Raw genomic sequence first — 14,658 nt, forward strand, 5'->3', positions numbered from 1 at the left:
CTCTTATAGAAGCGATTTTATAACGTTACTTACACCTTGATGCAGGTTGTAGTTTGAAATAGGAAAATCAAGCGATTCATTCTCCAAGTTTACCGTGTATCTTGAGAGGTAGTCACCCAAAACTCGTAAATCTATGCTCTCATACTTTTTGCACAGATCCTCATCAAGTTTAGTCCTAAGCAGAACTCCGGCTTCATTTGACCTCTGGATTGTAAACGCCAATGTCTTGAGGCTTAAAAAGTCGCTCCATCTGAAAAAAAGCTCAGGTGTAAGCTCACTCTCTGGATACCCCTCGGGACTAAAGAGCATATCTGCATCTCTTAGCGGAATTAATACACTTAGAATTGCCGCACTAAAAGGCACGACCTTGTCTCTCCAAAAAGGGGATTCGTTTCTATTTTTAAGTTCTCTCTCTAAGAGTTGTAAAATTGTTTCTATATCTGCACTTTTAAAAAGTTCGTAACTCTCTTCTTTCATAAACTATCCATTCAATTTTATTGTCGTAGATTCTAGTATAATTTTGCTTTTAAGATACTTTTTTCTAGGAGTCAAACTTTGAAACTAAACAAAGGTTTTATGACAAATCTGATCGCTGCGGCTCTTGTTGGAGTCTCATTCTTTATTGATGAAACTGTTGCTGATTTATTTTTATATACCGGGCTTTTTGCGCTCTCAGGCGCTCTGACCAATCAGCTTGCCATTCATATGCTTTTTGAAAAAGTGCCCCTTCTTTACGGTTCAGGGGTTATCCCTGCACGTTTTGAGGCATTTAAAGAGTCTATTAAAAATCTTATGATGAGCCAATTCTTTACAAAAGAGCAGCTCGAGTATTTCTTTAAAAACGAAGAGAAGAAGATCGAACTGACCCCGATTATTGAAGCTACTGATTTTTCACCCGCATTTGATGCACTTTCCAAAACCGTAATGGAGTCATCTTTTGGCGGAATGCTTGGTATGTTCGGTGGAGAGAGCGTGTTAGAGAATCTTCGCGAACCGTTCTCACAAAAGATGAAGAGTGCAGTTATAAAAATAGTTCAGAGCGAGACCTTTAACTACACCCTGCAAAAACATCTTCAAAACTCAACACTAAGCGATGATATGATGAAGTCTATTGAGGATATTATTGAGATAAGACTAAATGAACTGACGCCTGTAATGGTCAAAGATATCGTGCAAAAGCTCATCAAAGAGCATCTCTCATGGCTGGTTGTGTGGGGAGGAGTTTTCGGCGGAGCTATAGGGCTCATTAGCTCATTTCTGTTATAACGTCAGATTGGGCTTTGCCCAGATTGACGTTATATAACCTCTATTGTTACATCTGCTATCTCTATAACATCTCCACGGATTATCTTAGCTCTTTTTCTTAACTCAACTTCGCCGTTTCTTCTGACATGACCATCGGCAACAATAATCTTTGCCTCTGCTCCGCTATCTACCAGATCTAAAACTTTTATAAGCTTGTAAAGCTCAATATACTCATCTTTTAATTCATATTTCATCAGCTCTATTCCTTTTATGATTGAAATAGTATCAAATTATTACCCATTTTTTTAAAGCGATTTTTAAATTCCAAAGAAGTAGAATGAAGATTATGGAAATAGGTTCTGCATCATACTATAACATCGGCATCAACTACTCTATCAAGCTAAATGAAGAGGAGATCCTTGTTTTTGAAGATGACCCGCTTAGAGAGAGAAAAACATCAGATAAAGAAAAACTTGAAAAAGAGCAGGAGCAAAAAAAGTCTCAGGAAAACAGCTCTACAGAACAACTATCAGAAGATGAAAAACGTCTAGTTCAAGATCTCAAATCAAGAGATGCAGAGGTTAAAACGCATGAAGCTGCTCATCAGGCAGCAGGCGGAGGTATGACGGGAGCCGCTTCTTACAGCTATCAGCAGGGACCTGATGGAAGAATGTATGCGATCGGCGGAGAGGTCTCTATCTCCATTCCATCAGGCACAACCCCGCAAGAGAGCATGAGAAATGCGCAGCAGGCAATTGCGGCCGCAATGGCGCCCGCCGATCCAAGCGGACAGGATTTTGCAGTTGCTTCGAGTGCCATGGTGATGCTTATGAAGGCACAACAACAGCTTCTAAAAGAGACTCAGGAGAGTATATTGGGCAAAGATATCTACAAAAGTGAGGCAGAAAAAAACAGCAAAGAAGAAAAAGAGATCTCTTAAACCTCTTCGTTGATTATTGAAAATCCAAGATCATACATCGCTTTGTCAACAAGCTCTATCGCTTTTGCCATAGTTTTTTGTGATATTTCCGGAAGTTCTCCTCCCCATATAGCCTCAGCCTCTTTAAATCCCTGGATCATCCCTTCGCGTCCCGCACGGAACCTATCTTTATCCCCTGCGGCTCCGTTAATGACAAAATCTGCTATCCTTTGTGATGTCTGCTCAATACCGAAAAAACCATCCTCGCTTACAAGCTCTGCCGCCTCATCTTTTGAGAGCTGGGCAATAGGTTTTCCGCTGTAACCTACCTCTTGCAAAAAACTCTTGAACTCCTCATACTGTTTCTCAAAATTCTCATCTAAACCGGAAAAACCGCCTTGGACTAAAGCAGAGTTAAAAGCCATCGCATTTGCATTCTCTCTAATCTGCCCTCTAATTTCAGAAACCTCGTCTTTTGAAAGTTTCTCTGTAAAAAGCGGCTTTATCACGTTACCTTTTTTCACAGGTTCAAAAGCCTGATTCAGTGAAGATATCTGCATACTGCCCTCCTCATATTAATTACAAGTAGATCGACTAAAACCGCTATAAATTAAAGTTTTAATTTTTATATACAAAAAATAAAAACTTTTGATATAATATTTTCGATGAAAGATTTGTGTGTGTGAGCTCATCTATTAGTATATTCTGCTAGACAAACGACTCCCCTATATTTTGACTCCACTTCCAAGGAAGTGAATTTTTACCAAAGAGGTACTACGACATGGCAGAATTGCTAGACGGATCAGTTAAATGGTTCAATGAAGAAAAAGGTTATGGTTTTATTCAACAAGACAATGGTGGAAAAGATGTATTCGTACACTTTCGCCAAGTAAACAGAACGGGACCGGGTCGCGTTTCTTTAGCTGAAGGTCAAAGGGTAACTTTTGAACTTGGCGAGGGACAAAAAGGTCCTCAAGCTGAGAACGTAACACCTTTATAGGTTTTACTTGCAGGCTTTTACGCCTGCATCTTCTACTTCGATTCTACTCTTAGATAAACTCAAACTCTCTTTAAAAAAACAAAACTCTTTTTAGAAAATCCGTTCTTCTCATAAAATCTATGAGCGACTTCTCTATGCATTCCTGATGAAAGCACTATATTTTCACACATTGCAATACGCGCAAAATCTTCAAGATAATCAAGCATTATCTTCCCGTATCCTCTGCCCCTATGCTTCTCATCGGTGACCAGATCAAAAACAAATAGATGTCTCTTATGGTAGAGGTTTGTCTGAACTGCGACGCCAGCATAAGTAATAAGCTTCTCCCCCTCCATTATGCCCAGCATCTTATACTCCATGCTTCTCATCTCATATATAAGGTCTTCGAACTCATCGTAGTCAAGCTCTGTGCGAAGCTGTGAGAGAACTTCAAAAACCGTGACCAACTCTTTTAGGTCTAACTCTCTTATCTGCATATATATCCCAACTGGTATTAAATTATAAAATATTATAACAAATTCGCTACAATACGGCTAAAGACGAGGCAAGGATCAATAAAACATGGGCGTTAAAAACTTTGAAGTTATAATAGTAGGAGCAGGAGTTTCAGGCTCAGCTCTTGCATATGAACTGGCAAGATATACAGATATAAAATCGATCGGCATAATAGAAAAGTATGAAAATATCGCTACGTTAAACTCATGTGGGACAAGCAACTCGCAAACTATCCATGTCGGAGATATTGAGACAAACTACACGCTTCAAAAAGCCGCAATAACAAAAAGAACAGCGAAGATGGTTGAGAAGTACTGTCTGCAGCACAACTATCAAAACAAAATAATATTCTCACACCAAAAGATGGCGCTGGGTGTCGGCAAAAAAGAGGTAGAGTTTCTGCTTCACCGCTATGAAGAGTTCTCAGAACTATTCCCATATCTTGAGGTTTGGGACAAAGAGAAACTAAAAAAGCTTGAACCGCGCGTAGTGTTTGATGAAGACGGTAAGGAGAGAAAAGAGAGCATTGTCGGCATAGGAACAAAAGATCAGTGGACTACGGTTGATTTTGGAAAACTCTCAAGCTCGTTTATAGAAAATGCGAAAAGAGAGAGAGATGTCGAACTTGAGCTTTTTTTAAACACAAAAGTAGAGAGTATTGAGAAGAGCAAAAAACGCGGTTACGTAGTCAAAACAAAAGATAATACCTTTTATGCAGACTTTGTCGTAGTAGATGCAGGAGCGCACTCGCTCTTTTTAGCGCACCAGATGGGGTTTGGACAAAATCTGGGATGTCTGCCGGTTGCGGGAAGTTTTTATATTACAAATGAGAAGATGCTTAACGGCAAGGTCTATATGATCCAAAATCCAAAGCTCCCTTTTGCCGCTCTTCACGGCGACCCTGATATTCTAGCAGACGGAAATACACGCTTCGGTCCTACGGCACTCATACTTCCAAAACTTGAGCGCTACAAAAGCGGAACATACTTGGATTTCTGGAAGACTCTAAGGTTTGATAAAAATATTGCTATAGCGCTTTGGAAACTTTTAAAAGAGAGCGATATCCGCAAATATATATTTAGAAACTTTCTCTTTGAGATCCCTTTTTTAAACAAATACCTCTTTTTAAGGGATGCAAGAAAAATCGTTCCCTCTCTTAAACTCGATGAGTTCAGATATGCCAAAGGCTTCGGCGGTGTTCGTCCTCAGGTTCTAAACAAAGATGAGCAGAGGCTTCTTTTGGGTGAGGCTTCCATCTATACGGGAGAGGGTCTTATTTTCAATATGACTCCATCTCCAGGGGCAACATCTTGTTTGGGAAATGCAGAGAGAGATTTGAAATATATAGTAAAATATCTCGGTAAAACTTTTGATGAGACCAAATTCAACGACGAACTGACAGATGGAGAGTATTGTGTGCTCCCTGAGCCGATAGCATCACAACAAGCCGTAGTCAACCTGATCAGAGCAGAGATTCAAAGAACCGAAGAGAAGTACCTAAAAGATCTCCGCCAAGGTCAACCTGATGCTGATTTTTGGGATAAACCGCATAGTAAACTACAGGAGAAAAAATGAGATTTTTATTAATAACGGCAGCAGCACTACTGATCTTTTTGGGATGCAGCGCAAAAGAGTTCAAAGAAGGAGCCGAGGGAATCAAAAACGATATTACCAACGCGTTTGAAGGCTCAAAAGACTAATACGACGATCAGCAATAATCAGTTCTTAAACAACAATTAGCTACAATCGCGAAAAATAATAGGCACACGTTTTGGTGTCTGAGCGAGAGACAAATAATGGTAACTGTACAAAATTTAACAATGCGTTATGGAAACAGAGTTCTGTTTCAAGATATAAATCTTAAACTAGACCGTCATAAAAGATACGGTCTTATCGGTGCTAACGGTGCCGGAAAAACAACCTTTTTAAAGATACTCAGCGGTCAGATCAATGAGTATGAAGGCGAAGTCATAATCCCAAAATCGAATAAAGTAGGTGTTTTAGGGCAAAATCAATATGCTTATGAAGATTTTACAATTGCCGACGCGGTTCTTTACGGAAATAAAAGACTGTATGATGCGATTAAAGAGAAAGAGGTCATATACACAACAGGCGACTTTGAAGATGATGCCGTAAACAACCGTCTAGCCGAACTTGAGACGATCTGTGTAGAAGAGGACCCTACTTACGAATATGATGTTAATATTGCAAAGATCCTTGAGAATGTAGGCATACCTGCAAGCCATCACAATGAGCTTATGAGCACACTTGACAGTGCCGATAAGTTTAAAGTTCTTTTGGCTCAGGTTTTATACCCAAAACCTGATGTTCTGTTCCTCGATGAGCCTACCAACAACCTTGATATCGATACGATCAGCTGGCTGGAGCATGAACTTCAACGCCATGAAGGTACGATGGTCGTTATCTCGCACGACAGACACTTCTTAAATGCGGTCGTTACAAATATTTTAGATGTTGATTACCAAAAGATCCGCGAATTTACCGGTACTTATGATGACTGGTATATTGCTGCAAACGTAATAGCAAAACAGCAAGAACTTAACAACGCGAAAAAAGAGAAAGAGAAAGAGCAACTGGAGGCTTTTGTACGCCGCTTTAGCGCAAATGCTTCAAAAGCAAAACAGGCTACTTCCAGACAGAAACAGCTTGACAAACTGGTGATTGATGACATTAAACCATCTTCACGCCGCGACCCAAGCATTGTTTTTAAAGCAAAAAGAGTTATGGGTGATGAAGCACTTGAGATCGCAGGGGTAAATCACTCTTACGGTGATAACGAGGTTTTAAAAGATATAACTCTGAAATTTGAGCCGGACGAAAAAGTGGCACTTATCGGTGCAAACGGTGTCGGTAAAACAACTCTTTTAAAGATCATTATGGAAGAGATGAAGCCTACAAGCGGAGAGATACACTGGGGTGCCACTATTGAGCAGAGCTACTTCCCACAAGATACTGCCGACATAATCAAAGGCGATGGAACTCTATATGACTGGCTAAGAGGATTTGATCCAAAGCGCGACATAGCAGAGATCAGAAACTGTCTTGGAAGAATGCTTTTTTCGGGTGAGCAGCAGGAAAAATCGGTTGTAAGCATCTCCGGTGGTGAAAAACATAGAATGATGCTAAGCAAAATGATGCTTGAGGGCGGAAACTTTTTGGTTCTCGATGAGCCTTCAAACCACCTTGACCTCGAGGCGATCGTTGCACTCGGAGAGGCACTTTACAACTTTAAAGGCAACGTTATCTGTGTCTCACATGACCGTGAGCTTCTTGACGCATTTGCAGACCGTATAATCGAACTAAGAGAAGACGGCACTTATATAGACTTTAAAGGAAGCTACGAAGAGTTTGCAGAGGCTAAGGAAAAAGGTGAACTATAGAGATTTTTTAGGCCTTGGGATCGCGGGCAACTTTGCTCTGCATCTTGCCCAAGCAGGCGAAGAGGAAGATTTTAAAGATATCATCACTGCCAATGAGGCAGCACCTAAAGGGATGTTCCCTTTTTATCTGCCTAAATGTGTAGAAGGTGCTAAAGAGATCTTAAACACTTATCCACTCTCAAACTCTACCATTAAAATTCCTTCTAGAGAGCTTAATATTCAAGCAGAGCCTGAAGTGGGACTTATCTGCAAACTTGAATACATAGATAAAAAACTATCTAAAATCATTCCAACTCACTTTGGAGCATACAATGACTGCTCGATCAGAGTTGCGGGTGCCAGCAAGATAAGCGATAAAAAAAACTGGGGTGAGAATTCCAAGGGTCTTAGCAAAAATCTCATAAAGATAGACCGCTTTAGTGATGGCGGTATAATGGATAGTTACTCAATCTGCAGCTTTTTAAAAAGAGATGGTGAGCTTAATGCATATGGTGAAGATGTTGAGCTAAAAGGGTATAGCTACTTCTATGAAAAGCTCCAAGAGTGGATGGTAGAGCAGATAAATAGCCAAAGAGATTTCGGACCATTAGAGCCTTTAAGCGAATATATATCGTCATGCGACAATCCATCAGATGCAATTATCAGCATAGGCGCTACAAGATACACGCCTTACGGGGAGAGCACATTTTTAAAAGAGGGTGACGAGGTTTTTGTAGTGCTTTACGATCACACAAAACTCTCCTTGGATGATGTGATCAAAAGCATTAATAATGATAACTTCAAGAGTGCCGATATGAGCATCTTAAGGCAGAAAGTCGTCTCATGAGCAGAGGAAAGAAGCTCGATCTCTTTATCGGAGCCGATATAGAAGATGGCTGGGCAAAAGTCGATACTCCTAGAAAAAGTCTCATCTCAGATGAGATATTGGAACCATCAAAACACTTCTTGTTTTTTAAAAAAGAGAAAAGACGCGGCAAGACGGTAACTCTTGTAGGCGAATTTCACCTGCCGCAAAATGATTCAGAAGCACTCTTAAAATCTTTAAAGAAAAAGCTCGGCTGCGGCGGAACTTTTAAAGATGGCTGGATGGAGTTTCAAGGAGAGCTCAAGGAGAAATTAAGAGCCCTGCTTGTCCAAGAGGGCTTTAAATTCAGGAGTGGTCACTAGCTCTCTCTTCTAAGCCTCTAATTCCCAGATTTCCATATCTGTGGTATGAGTTCGTAACACTCTGTTCTATAAAGTAGTGAAGCAGCTCGATTCTGCCATGCGGCACAAAAGGCTCCCTTGCTATATATTTTGCTTCATCTTTTAGCGAATCATAGATATTTTTTGTTATGTGCGCAGGATCTAAGAATCTAATCCTTTGAACCTTTTTCATCGACTCTATCAACTCATCTTCACTTTGAAGCTCCAAAACATCCTCTTTTGCCAGAATATCTCTTGAGTTGTTTATAAGCCAAGCCAGTTCATCGCTATCTATCTTTTTAGGAAGCGAGATATGCAGCGTTGCCCCCGCGATCTTTGCCGCCGTTATGGATGAGAGTATCTCATGAAGCTTATCGCCTTTTTGACATCTCAAAAGAACGCTCTCTACACCCAAGTAACGTATGACATTGCTCTCGCCTCTGATGTTTGCATAGTCATGCTCTTTGCTAAACTCTTCTCTGTGCCACTTCACAAAATCTTTTGCGATCTCGGAAGCCTTTGAGACCTCATCTGCAAAAATTCCGTGAGATAGAAATTCGCCCATCTCTTGAAACTCTATCTCATCCGCGCTTATGTTCATCAGCTGCGTGACATAATTAAATCCGCCCGCTTTTTTGCCGCTTCCGATCGCCGATTTGCCCATTCCGCCAAAAGGCTGTCTTATGACTATTGCACCTGTGGTACCGCGGTTAATATAGAGGTTTCCTGCTTTTAGCTCCTCTCTCCATATCTTCTGTTCTCTCTCATCAAGACTCTCTATCCCCGATGTTAGACCATAACCAGTAGAGTTTACAACATCTATGGCACTTTTTAGATCATCAGCTCTCATAACGCTGAGCACTGGGCCAAAAAGCTCATTCATATGACAAAAATCGCCGCTTTTTGTCCCCCATCTGATCGATGGCTTCAGCATATATGGATTATCGCTATCGGCATAAGATGGAGGGATAAGCCACTCTTCGCCATCATCGAGATAACTCAAAGCTTTTTGAAGATTGCCTGATGGTTTAGATGAGAGCGCTCCGATCCTGTTTTTAAAATCCCAGACAGAACCTACCTCCAGAGAGCTTGCTGCATCAAAGAGCATCTTTTTAAAGTTCTCATCACTGTATAACTCATCTTCAAGCACAAGTAGAGATGTTGCAGAACACTTCTGACCGGAGTTGTTAAACGCGGAAGCGACAACATTTTTAACTGCCTGATCACGATCCGCCATAGAGGTGACAATAGTAGCATCTTTACCGCCCGTCTCGGCACTTAGATGAATGTCGCTGCGCTTTTTTATCATACTGTAAGCGGTCTGCTCGCCTCCTGTGAATATTGTAAAATCAATATCTCTGTTAGCAATAAGCTCCTCTCCAGCCAAAGCTCCGCTTGATGGAAGAAACTGCAGTGTATTTCTACCAACACCCGCACTCCAAAAACATTCACACACCATCTGCGCGCAAAGAACGGAGTCGGATGCCGGTTTAAGTATAACCGTGTTTCCGGCTGCAAGCGCTGCGGCAACGCCTCCTGCAGGAATAGCTATTGGAAAGTTCCATGGACTCACCACCAGACCTACCCCTTTTGGAGATATATGCACACCTTCAAGCTCCTCTATCTTTCTGACACTATATGGATAGAAGTTTAGAAAGTCGATGGCTTCAGAGACCTCGACATCCGTCTCGCTAAATACTTTGCCGACCTCCGCCGCGGCGACTCCTATAAGGTCTGCTCTTCTTTTTCTAAACTCGTGTGCAACGTCCATAAGTATCTTTTGACGCTCTTTTATTGTGAGTTTTCTCCAGCCGTCAATATCCTTTTTTGCCACTCTTACAGCTTCGTGCATATCATCTGTTTGAGCTTTTACATAAGAGCCTACTGCTATACCCTTATGATATTGGGACTTGTCTATCACCTCTACAATATCACTGTTCTCTATCTTTTTTGAAGCCACAACCGGCCTTGCGTGATATCCGCCCTCTTTTGCTATCTTTTTCCATTTATTAGCAATTTCTCTTGCCCACTTTTTGTTCTGCTCCAATACAAAGTCCGTATCTGCCTCACTCTCATAAATATAGTTGTCCAGATCGATCTGGGGCTTTGCTGGCTCCATGTTTCTGTCTTGGACTCTGTACGGGGTAAGCTTGAGATCTTTGATCTCCTCCAAGGCGTCATCGTAACTCTTAACAAGCGTTTTCCACGCCTCTGAGTCAACTTTGAGTCCAAAACTGTGGCGCAAGAAATTCTGCTCTGCCGTATTTTCATCAAATCTTCTTACAAGATATGCGATAGCGTTTGTAAATGTCTCTTTCGTCGCTGTCGGAGCGTAGAGTATTACGTTTAATCCCTCTTTTTTGAGAACCTTGTAAGCGGTCTCGCTCATACCTTCGAGCATCTCGGCAGTGTAAAACTTCTCTACTCCCCTCTCCTTTGCCAAAAGCATTCCAAGAGCGTGGTCAAAAAGATTATGTGAAGCGACGCCGAGATGTGCATAAGGCGCTACGTCAGGGTCTAAAAGGTAGTCCATTATAATTTTAAAGTTGGCGTCACTTTGCGTTTTGTTTCTGTATGTGACACACTCCCACTCTCTCAGGCTTGATTCTGTGAGTTCCATCTCCTGATTTGCGCCCTTTACCAGACGTATCTTAATAGGTGCTCCGCCGTTACTTACTCTCTCTTTTGCCCATAAGACAAGATCTTTTGTCAGCTCTAACGTATCTGGAAGATAAGCCTGAAGAACGATCCCTGCATGAAGCTCTTTAAACTTATCTAGAGAGAGCGTTTTTTTAAAGACATCGATAGTCAGGTGTACATCTTTATACTCCTCCATATCAAGATTTACAAACTTATTGCTCTCTTTGGAGTCCATATCTACAAATCTGTTCTGCATTGCGGCACTATATATCTTCTCGAGCTTACCTGAGACCATCTCTACGCTCCACTCATGAGCCAGAGGATTTATCTGAGAAAATATGGTAGATATTTTTATAGATATATAGTCGATATTTGGATTTTGAAGTGTTTTAATATATTTGTTAACTCTATAGTCAGCTTCCTCTTCGCCTAGGACTATCTCGCCGATTATATTTATATTTACCCTTGTTCCCTCTGCCCTTCTCTTTTTGATATGCTCCACAAGAGCCTTCTCCTCGCCCGGAATGACAACATTTTTAATATCGTTTCTTAAATACTTTATAAAAATAGGTATGGAGATATTTGTCATATAGATGCCGACTTTGCGAAAAGAGAGAACAAGCAGCTCCTCAAATGCGCTAAAGAAACTCGTACCCTTGTATTTGTCAAATATATACTCGATCTGATCTGCAACTCTATGAGGATTACGTGAACGAAAGCTCTGGTCAAGAAGTTCTATCAAGAATATCTTATTCATTGGGTCTTTTAACATCCTGCCCATTGTTTGGTGAAACTTCTCCTCAACGCTCTCCCTGTGATCCTGTATGTAGAGCTGCCAATCTCTAGCTACCTCTTTCGCTTCTTCAAATCTCTCTTTGGATATATTCATAATTATAAAACTCCCTAATTTTTGTAACGTAAAAATTGTACGTACATCGATCTAGGCTATCAAAAAAAAGTATATTTGTCAATTTTATCGCGACTAAAACTAACTATTTACTTTAAAGTTTTATTAAACTTGACCTATATTATAGAAAATTTAATTTACTTTATTGTATCATCCAAATCTATTTAAAATCAGAATATAAAGGAAGATGTATGCCATACGTAAAAGAAGTTTTTGAATATTTAAAGAGATCAAGCCCGTCTCAAAAAGAGTTTTACCAAGCTGCCGAAGAGGTACTTGAATCACTCAGACCGTTAATGCTTAAATACCCGAAATATAGAGAACATAAGATCATTGAGAGAATCGTTGAGCCTGAGAGACAGATACTTTTTCGCGTCAACTGGGTTGATGACAACGGTGAGATCCAAGTAAACAAAGGGTATAGAATAGAGTTTAACTCGGCACTTGGACCATACAAAGGGGGTCTTAGATTTCACCCTAGCGTAAATGCTGGTGTAATTAAATTTTTGGGCTTTGAGCAGATATTTAAAAATGCTTTAACAGGACTTCAGATCGGTGGCGGAAAAGGGGGAAGCGACTTTAACCCTAAAGGCAAATCCGACAATGAGATCATGAGATTTTGTCAAGCTTTCATGAGCGAGCTATTCAGACATATCGGAGCAAATACTGACGTTCCTGCGGGTGATATCGGTGTTGGCGGAAGAGAGATCGGCTATATGTTCGGTATGTACAAAAAACTTGCCAACAGATATGAGGGAGTACTTACAGGAAAGTCGCTTAGATGGGGCGGCTCACTTGTAAGAACTGAAGCTACAGGATACGGCGCGGTCTATTTTGCAAAATATATGCTAGAAGATAGAGGCGAGACTTTAGAGGGTAAGAAATGTGCAGTATCAGGAAGCGGCAACGTCTCTATCTACACAATTGAGAAACTTTACCACCTTGGCGCTATCCCTGTAACGTGCAGTGATTCAAATGGTATGATCTATGATGAAGAGGGAATCGACCTAGAACTTCTAAAAGATCTAAAAGAGGTAAGAAGAGAGAGACTTACAGAGTATGTAAAACATAGACCAAAAGCAAAATATACTCCGATCGAAGAGTATCCTGAGGATTGCAACGGTGTCTATACAGTTCCGTGTTATGCGGCATTCCCGAGTGCTACTCAAAATGAACTAAACCTAAGCGACGCTAAAAATCTTCTTGCAAACGGATGTATTTGTATAAGCGAGGGAGCTAATATGCCTTCTACTCCTGAAGCTGTTGATCTTTTTGTTGAGTCAAAGATCTGCTACGGTCCTGGTAAAGCTGCAAATGCAGGCGGTGTTGCAACAAGTCAGTTAGAGATGGCACAAAATGCTTCTATGGTAAACTGGACTTTTGAAGAGGTTGATGAAAAACTTGCACAGATCATGAAAAACATCTATGTAAGTGCAAGCACAACCGCTGCAGAATTCGGTGAGCCTACAAACCTTGTTTTAGGTGCAAACATCGCAGGATTTAGAAAAGTAGCTGACGCTATGATCGAACAAGGACTCGTTTAAGCACTTGATTGCTCCGTTGTATGCGGAGTAGTTACGCTTATATTAGTAGTTATGCTATATCCGTCTCTTCCGCTATCTTTTGTGCGGTAGAGCATCTCATCCGCTTTGCTTATCAAGACCTCATCATCCAATGCCTCATCAGCCACACAACATGCTACTCCAATAGAGACAGTCAAGAACTCATTTATCTTTGAACCCTCATGTTTTATCTCACGCGCTTTTAGGGCATCGCAAATATTTCTGGCTATTATTGCGCTGTTCTCCTCGTTTACCTCAGTAAGAAGAATTCCAAACTCCTCTCCTCCAAGCCTAAAGACAAAATCACTCGGACGCTTTAGTAGGTCTTTAAACACCTTGGCAACACTCTTAAGCGCAAAATCTCCCTCTATATGTCCGTATGTGTCGTTATACTGCTTGAAGTAGTCGATATCGAGCATCATAAATGTAATAGTGCTGTTATTTCTTTTTGCTCTTTTTATCTCTCTGTCATAAACAAGATTGAAGTATCTTCTGTTGTGAAGCCCCGTCAGTGAGTCGGTATATGAAGCGTTTTCAAGCTTTTTGTTGGCGATCTTTAATTTTTTTGTAGCTATCTCAAGCGCGGTCTGATCGCTCTGTATGCTCTTAAATACGTAAAATGATATTACCATCACGCCAAATATCACCATAACGAGTATAGTGCCGACCTTTATTAAAATTGTCTCATAAAGACTTAAGAAATTTTTACGCTCATGCTTTGCTACATCAACTTCATAAGTTATCAGCTTATTTATTACCTGATGTATATGCGATATCTTTTTCTCAATGCTGGCTAACGAGATATTTGTCATATCGCTTCTATCTTCGATCAAATCTACGGCGCTGATAAAGTAGGCATTGACACTCTTTATCTCAGATGCTGCATATTCGACGTAGCCAAGTTCATAGTCTCTTTTAAAGTGCAGTTCATAATTTTTCCACTCTCTCTCAATATCTTCTACTGCTGCTTTTATGCGTGACTTGACCTCAGCGTGGGATATCTGAGAATTTTTCGCTTTATAGAGAGTACTTGCCAAAGCTCCGTGATATGTCTGAATGATCCTGCTTAGCTCTGTAACAGGCATTAAAGAGCCAAAGTAAAGTGAGTCGAGATTTTTTTTCATAGATTTTAAGTTTAAAGTACCCATCACTCCGACAAAAACTAAGCCGACCGTGATTATTATAAAAATAAACAGAAGTTTGCTTCTAAGCTTTAGAGTCTCTATAAAATTCACTAAATTTCCTTAAAACATTTTTTAACTTTAGCAAACGCCATTCCAAAAATAGAAAAAAAATTTATTTAC

At 40.5% G+C, this 14,658-nt stretch carries 15 protein-coding genes; 9 read left to right on the forward strand and 6 right to left on the reverse strand.

Going from position 1 to position 14,658, the window contains the following annotated elements:
• Positions 1 to 3: 3 nt before the first annotated feature.
• Positions 4 to 477 carry a hypothetical protein gene (locus tag FCU45_RS08240; RefSeq protein WP_137014177.1) on the reverse strand — a complete coding sequence of 158 codons (474 nt, stop codon included), beginning with the start codon at positions 475 to 477 and terminating at the stop codon, positions 4 to 6.
• Between the two features lie 78 nt (positions 478 to 555).
• Here FCU45_RS08240 and FCU45_RS08245 point away from each other — a divergent pair, with 78 nt between their 5' ends.
• A complete protein-coding gene (locus FCU45_RS08245; protein WP_137014179.1) occupies positions 556 to 1,266 on the forward strand; it encodes a DUF445 domain-containing protein in 711 nt (236 codons plus the stop codon).
• 29 nt (positions 1,267 to 1,295) lie between these two features.
• Here FCU45_RS08245 and FCU45_RS08250 read toward each other — a convergent pair whose 3' ends face one another.
• The gene (locus tag FCU45_RS08250; protein ID WP_137014181.1) at positions 1,296 to 1,499 is read right to left on the reverse strand and encodes an RNA-binding S4 domain-containing protein; all 204 of its coding nucleotides are present in this window, start codon (positions 1,497 to 1,499) and stop codon (positions 1,296 to 1,298) included.
• Positions 1,500 to 1,582: 83 nt separating this feature from the next.
• On the opposite strand from FCU45_RS08250, the gene FCU45_RS08255 reads away from it, so the two are divergent.
• On the forward strand, positions 1,583 to 2,185 hold the full coding sequence (locus tag FCU45_RS08255; protein ID WP_246032279.1) for a putative metalloprotease CJM1_0395 family protein: 603 nt from the start codon (positions 1,583 to 1,585) through the stop codon (positions 2,183 to 2,185).
• On the opposite strand, the gene FCU45_RS08260 is transcribed toward FCU45_RS08255, so the two are convergent.
• Entirely contained in the window at positions 2,182 to 2,724 is a 543-nt protein-coding gene (locus FCU45_RS08260) for a hypothetical protein (RefSeq protein WP_137014183.1), read from the reverse strand. The two genes, FCU45_RS08255 and FCU45_RS08260, sit on opposite strands and share 4 nt — an antisense overlap.
• A 221-nt stretch (positions 2,725 to 2,945) precedes the next feature.
• Here FCU45_RS08260 and FCU45_RS08265 point away from each other — a divergent pair, with 221 nt between their 5' ends.
• Positions 2,946 to 3,164, forward strand: coding sequence for a cold-shock protein (locus FCU45_RS08265; RefSeq protein ID WP_137014185.1), 219 nt, complete (start codon positions 2,946 to 2,948; stop codon positions 3,162 to 3,164).
• A gap of 59 nt (positions 3,165 to 3,223) precedes the next feature.
• On the opposite strand, the gene FCU45_RS08270 is transcribed toward FCU45_RS08265, so the two are convergent.
• Positions 3,224 to 3,640 (reverse strand): GNAT family N-acetyltransferase, encoded by a 417-nt coding sequence (locus FCU45_RS08270; protein ID WP_137014187.1) that lies wholly within the window; start codon positions 3,638 to 3,640, stop codon positions 3,224 to 3,226.
• Positions 3,641 to 3,725: 85 nt separating this feature from the next.
• Between FCU45_RS08270 and FCU45_RS08275 the strand changes: the two genes are divergently transcribed.
• From FCU45_RS08275 to FCU45_RS08290, 5 genes are all read left to right on the forward strand, one after another.
• Positions 3,726 to 5,234 carry an FAD-dependent oxidoreductase gene (locus FCU45_RS08275; protein WP_137014189.1) on the forward strand — a complete coding sequence of 503 codons (1,509 nt, stop codon included), beginning with the start codon at positions 3,726 to 3,728 and terminating at the stop codon, positions 5,232 to 5,234.
• Positions 5,231 to 5,359 carry a hypothetical protein gene (locus FCU45_RS11830; protein WP_281276912.1) on the forward strand — a complete coding sequence of 43 codons (129 nt, stop codon included), beginning with the start codon at positions 5,231 to 5,233 and terminating at the stop codon, positions 5,357 to 5,359. Before FCU45_RS08275 ends, FCU45_RS11830 begins: the two co-directional genes overlap by 4 nt.
• Before the next feature lie 96 nt (positions 5,360 to 5,455).
• A complete protein-coding gene (locus FCU45_RS08280) occupies positions 5,456 to 7,060 on the forward strand; it encodes an ABC-F family ATP-binding cassette domain-containing protein (protein ID WP_137014191.1) in 1,605 nt (534 codons plus the stop codon).
• Positions 7,050 to 7,886: a DUF5718 family protein gene (locus FCU45_RS08285; RefSeq protein WP_137014193.1), complete on the forward strand. Its 837-nt coding sequence runs from the start codon at positions 7,050 to 7,052 to the stop codon at positions 7,884 to 7,886. The genes FCU45_RS08280 and FCU45_RS08285 overlap by 11 nt, the downstream gene beginning before the upstream one ends.
• Entirely contained in the window at positions 7,883 to 8,227 is a 345-nt protein-coding gene (locus FCU45_RS08290; RefSeq protein ID WP_137014195.1) for a translation initiation factor, read from the forward strand. Before FCU45_RS08285 ends, FCU45_RS08290 begins: the two co-directional genes overlap by 4 nt.
• On the opposite strand, the gene FCU45_RS08295 is transcribed toward FCU45_RS08290, so the two are convergent.
• Positions 8,211 to 11,774 carry a proline dehydrogenase family protein gene (locus tag FCU45_RS08295; RefSeq protein WP_137014197.1) on the reverse strand — a complete coding sequence of 1,188 codons (3,564 nt, stop codon included), beginning with the start codon at positions 11,772 to 11,774 and terminating at the stop codon, positions 8,211 to 8,213. The genes FCU45_RS08290 and FCU45_RS08295 overlap by 17 nt on opposite strands.
• A gap of 209 nt (positions 11,775 to 11,983) precedes the next feature.
• Here FCU45_RS08295 and gdhA point away from each other — a divergent pair, with 209 nt between their 5' ends.
• Complete coding sequence (gene gdhA, locus FCU45_RS08300) at positions 11,984 to 13,336, forward strand: NADP-specific glutamate dehydrogenase (RefSeq protein WP_137014199.1); 1,353 nt, start codon at positions 11,984 to 11,986, stop codon at positions 13,334 to 13,336.
• Here gdhA and FCU45_RS08305 read toward each other — a convergent pair.
• Positions 13,333 to 14,589, reverse strand: coding sequence for a diguanylate cyclase domain-containing protein (locus tag FCU45_RS08305; protein ID WP_137014201.1), 1,257 nt, complete (start codon positions 14,587 to 14,589; stop codon positions 13,333 to 13,335). The genes gdhA and FCU45_RS08305 overlap by 4 nt on opposite strands.
• Between the last annotated feature and the right edge of the window lie 69 nt (positions 14,590 to 14,658).

It is taken from the genome of Sulfurimonas crateris, from assembly GCF_005217605.1.
GTDB lineage: Bacteria > Campylobacterota > Campylobacteria > Campylobacterales > Sulfurimonadaceae > Sulfurimonas > Sulfurimonas crateris.

Coding starts and splice junctions, on each gene's coding strand:
- FCU45_RS11830 (WP_281276912.1), top strand. CDS start 5,231: ATGAGATTTTTATTAATAACGGCAGCAGCACTACTGATCTTTTTGGGA.
- FCU45_RS08270 (WP_137014187.1), bottom strand. CDS start 3,640: ATGCAGATAAGAGAGTTAGACCTAAAAGAGTTGGTCACGGTTTTTGAA.
- gdhA (WP_137014199.1), top strand. CDS start 11,984: ATGCCATACGTAAAAGAAGTTTTTGAATATTTAAAGAGATCAAGCCCG.
- FCU45_RS08260 (WP_137014183.1), bottom strand. CDS start 2,724: ATGCAGATATCTTCACTGAATCAGGCTTTTGAACCTGTGAAAAAAGGT.
- FCU45_RS08275 (WP_137014189.1), top strand. CDS start 3,726: ATGGGCGTTAAAAACTTTGAAGTTATAATAGTAGGAGCAGGAGTTTCA.
- FCU45_RS08265 (WP_137014185.1), top strand. CDS start 2,946: ATGGCAGAATTGCTAGACGGATCAGTTAAATGGTTCAATGAAGAAAAA.
- FCU45_RS08295 (WP_137014197.1), bottom strand. CDS start 11,774: ATGAATATATCCAAAGAGAGATTTGAAGAAGCGAAAGAGGTAGCTAGA.
- FCU45_RS08280 (WP_137014191.1), top strand. CDS start 5,456: ATGGTAACTGTACAAAATTTAACAATGCGTTATGGAAACAGAGTTCTG.
- FCU45_RS08290 (WP_137014195.1), top strand. CDS start 7,883: ATGAGCAGAGGAAAGAAGCTCGATCTCTTTATCGGAGCCGATATAGAA.
- FCU45_RS08250 (WP_137014181.1), bottom strand. CDS start 1,499: ATGAAATATGAATTAAAAGATGAGTATATTGAGCTTTACAAGCTTATA.
- FCU45_RS08240 (WP_137014177.1), bottom strand. CDS start 477: ATGAAAGAAGAGAGTTACGAACTTTTTAAAAGTGCAGATATAGAAACA.
- FCU45_RS08255 (WP_246032279.1), top strand. CDS start 1,583: ATGAAGATTATGGAAATAGGTTCTGCATCATACTATAACATCGGCATC.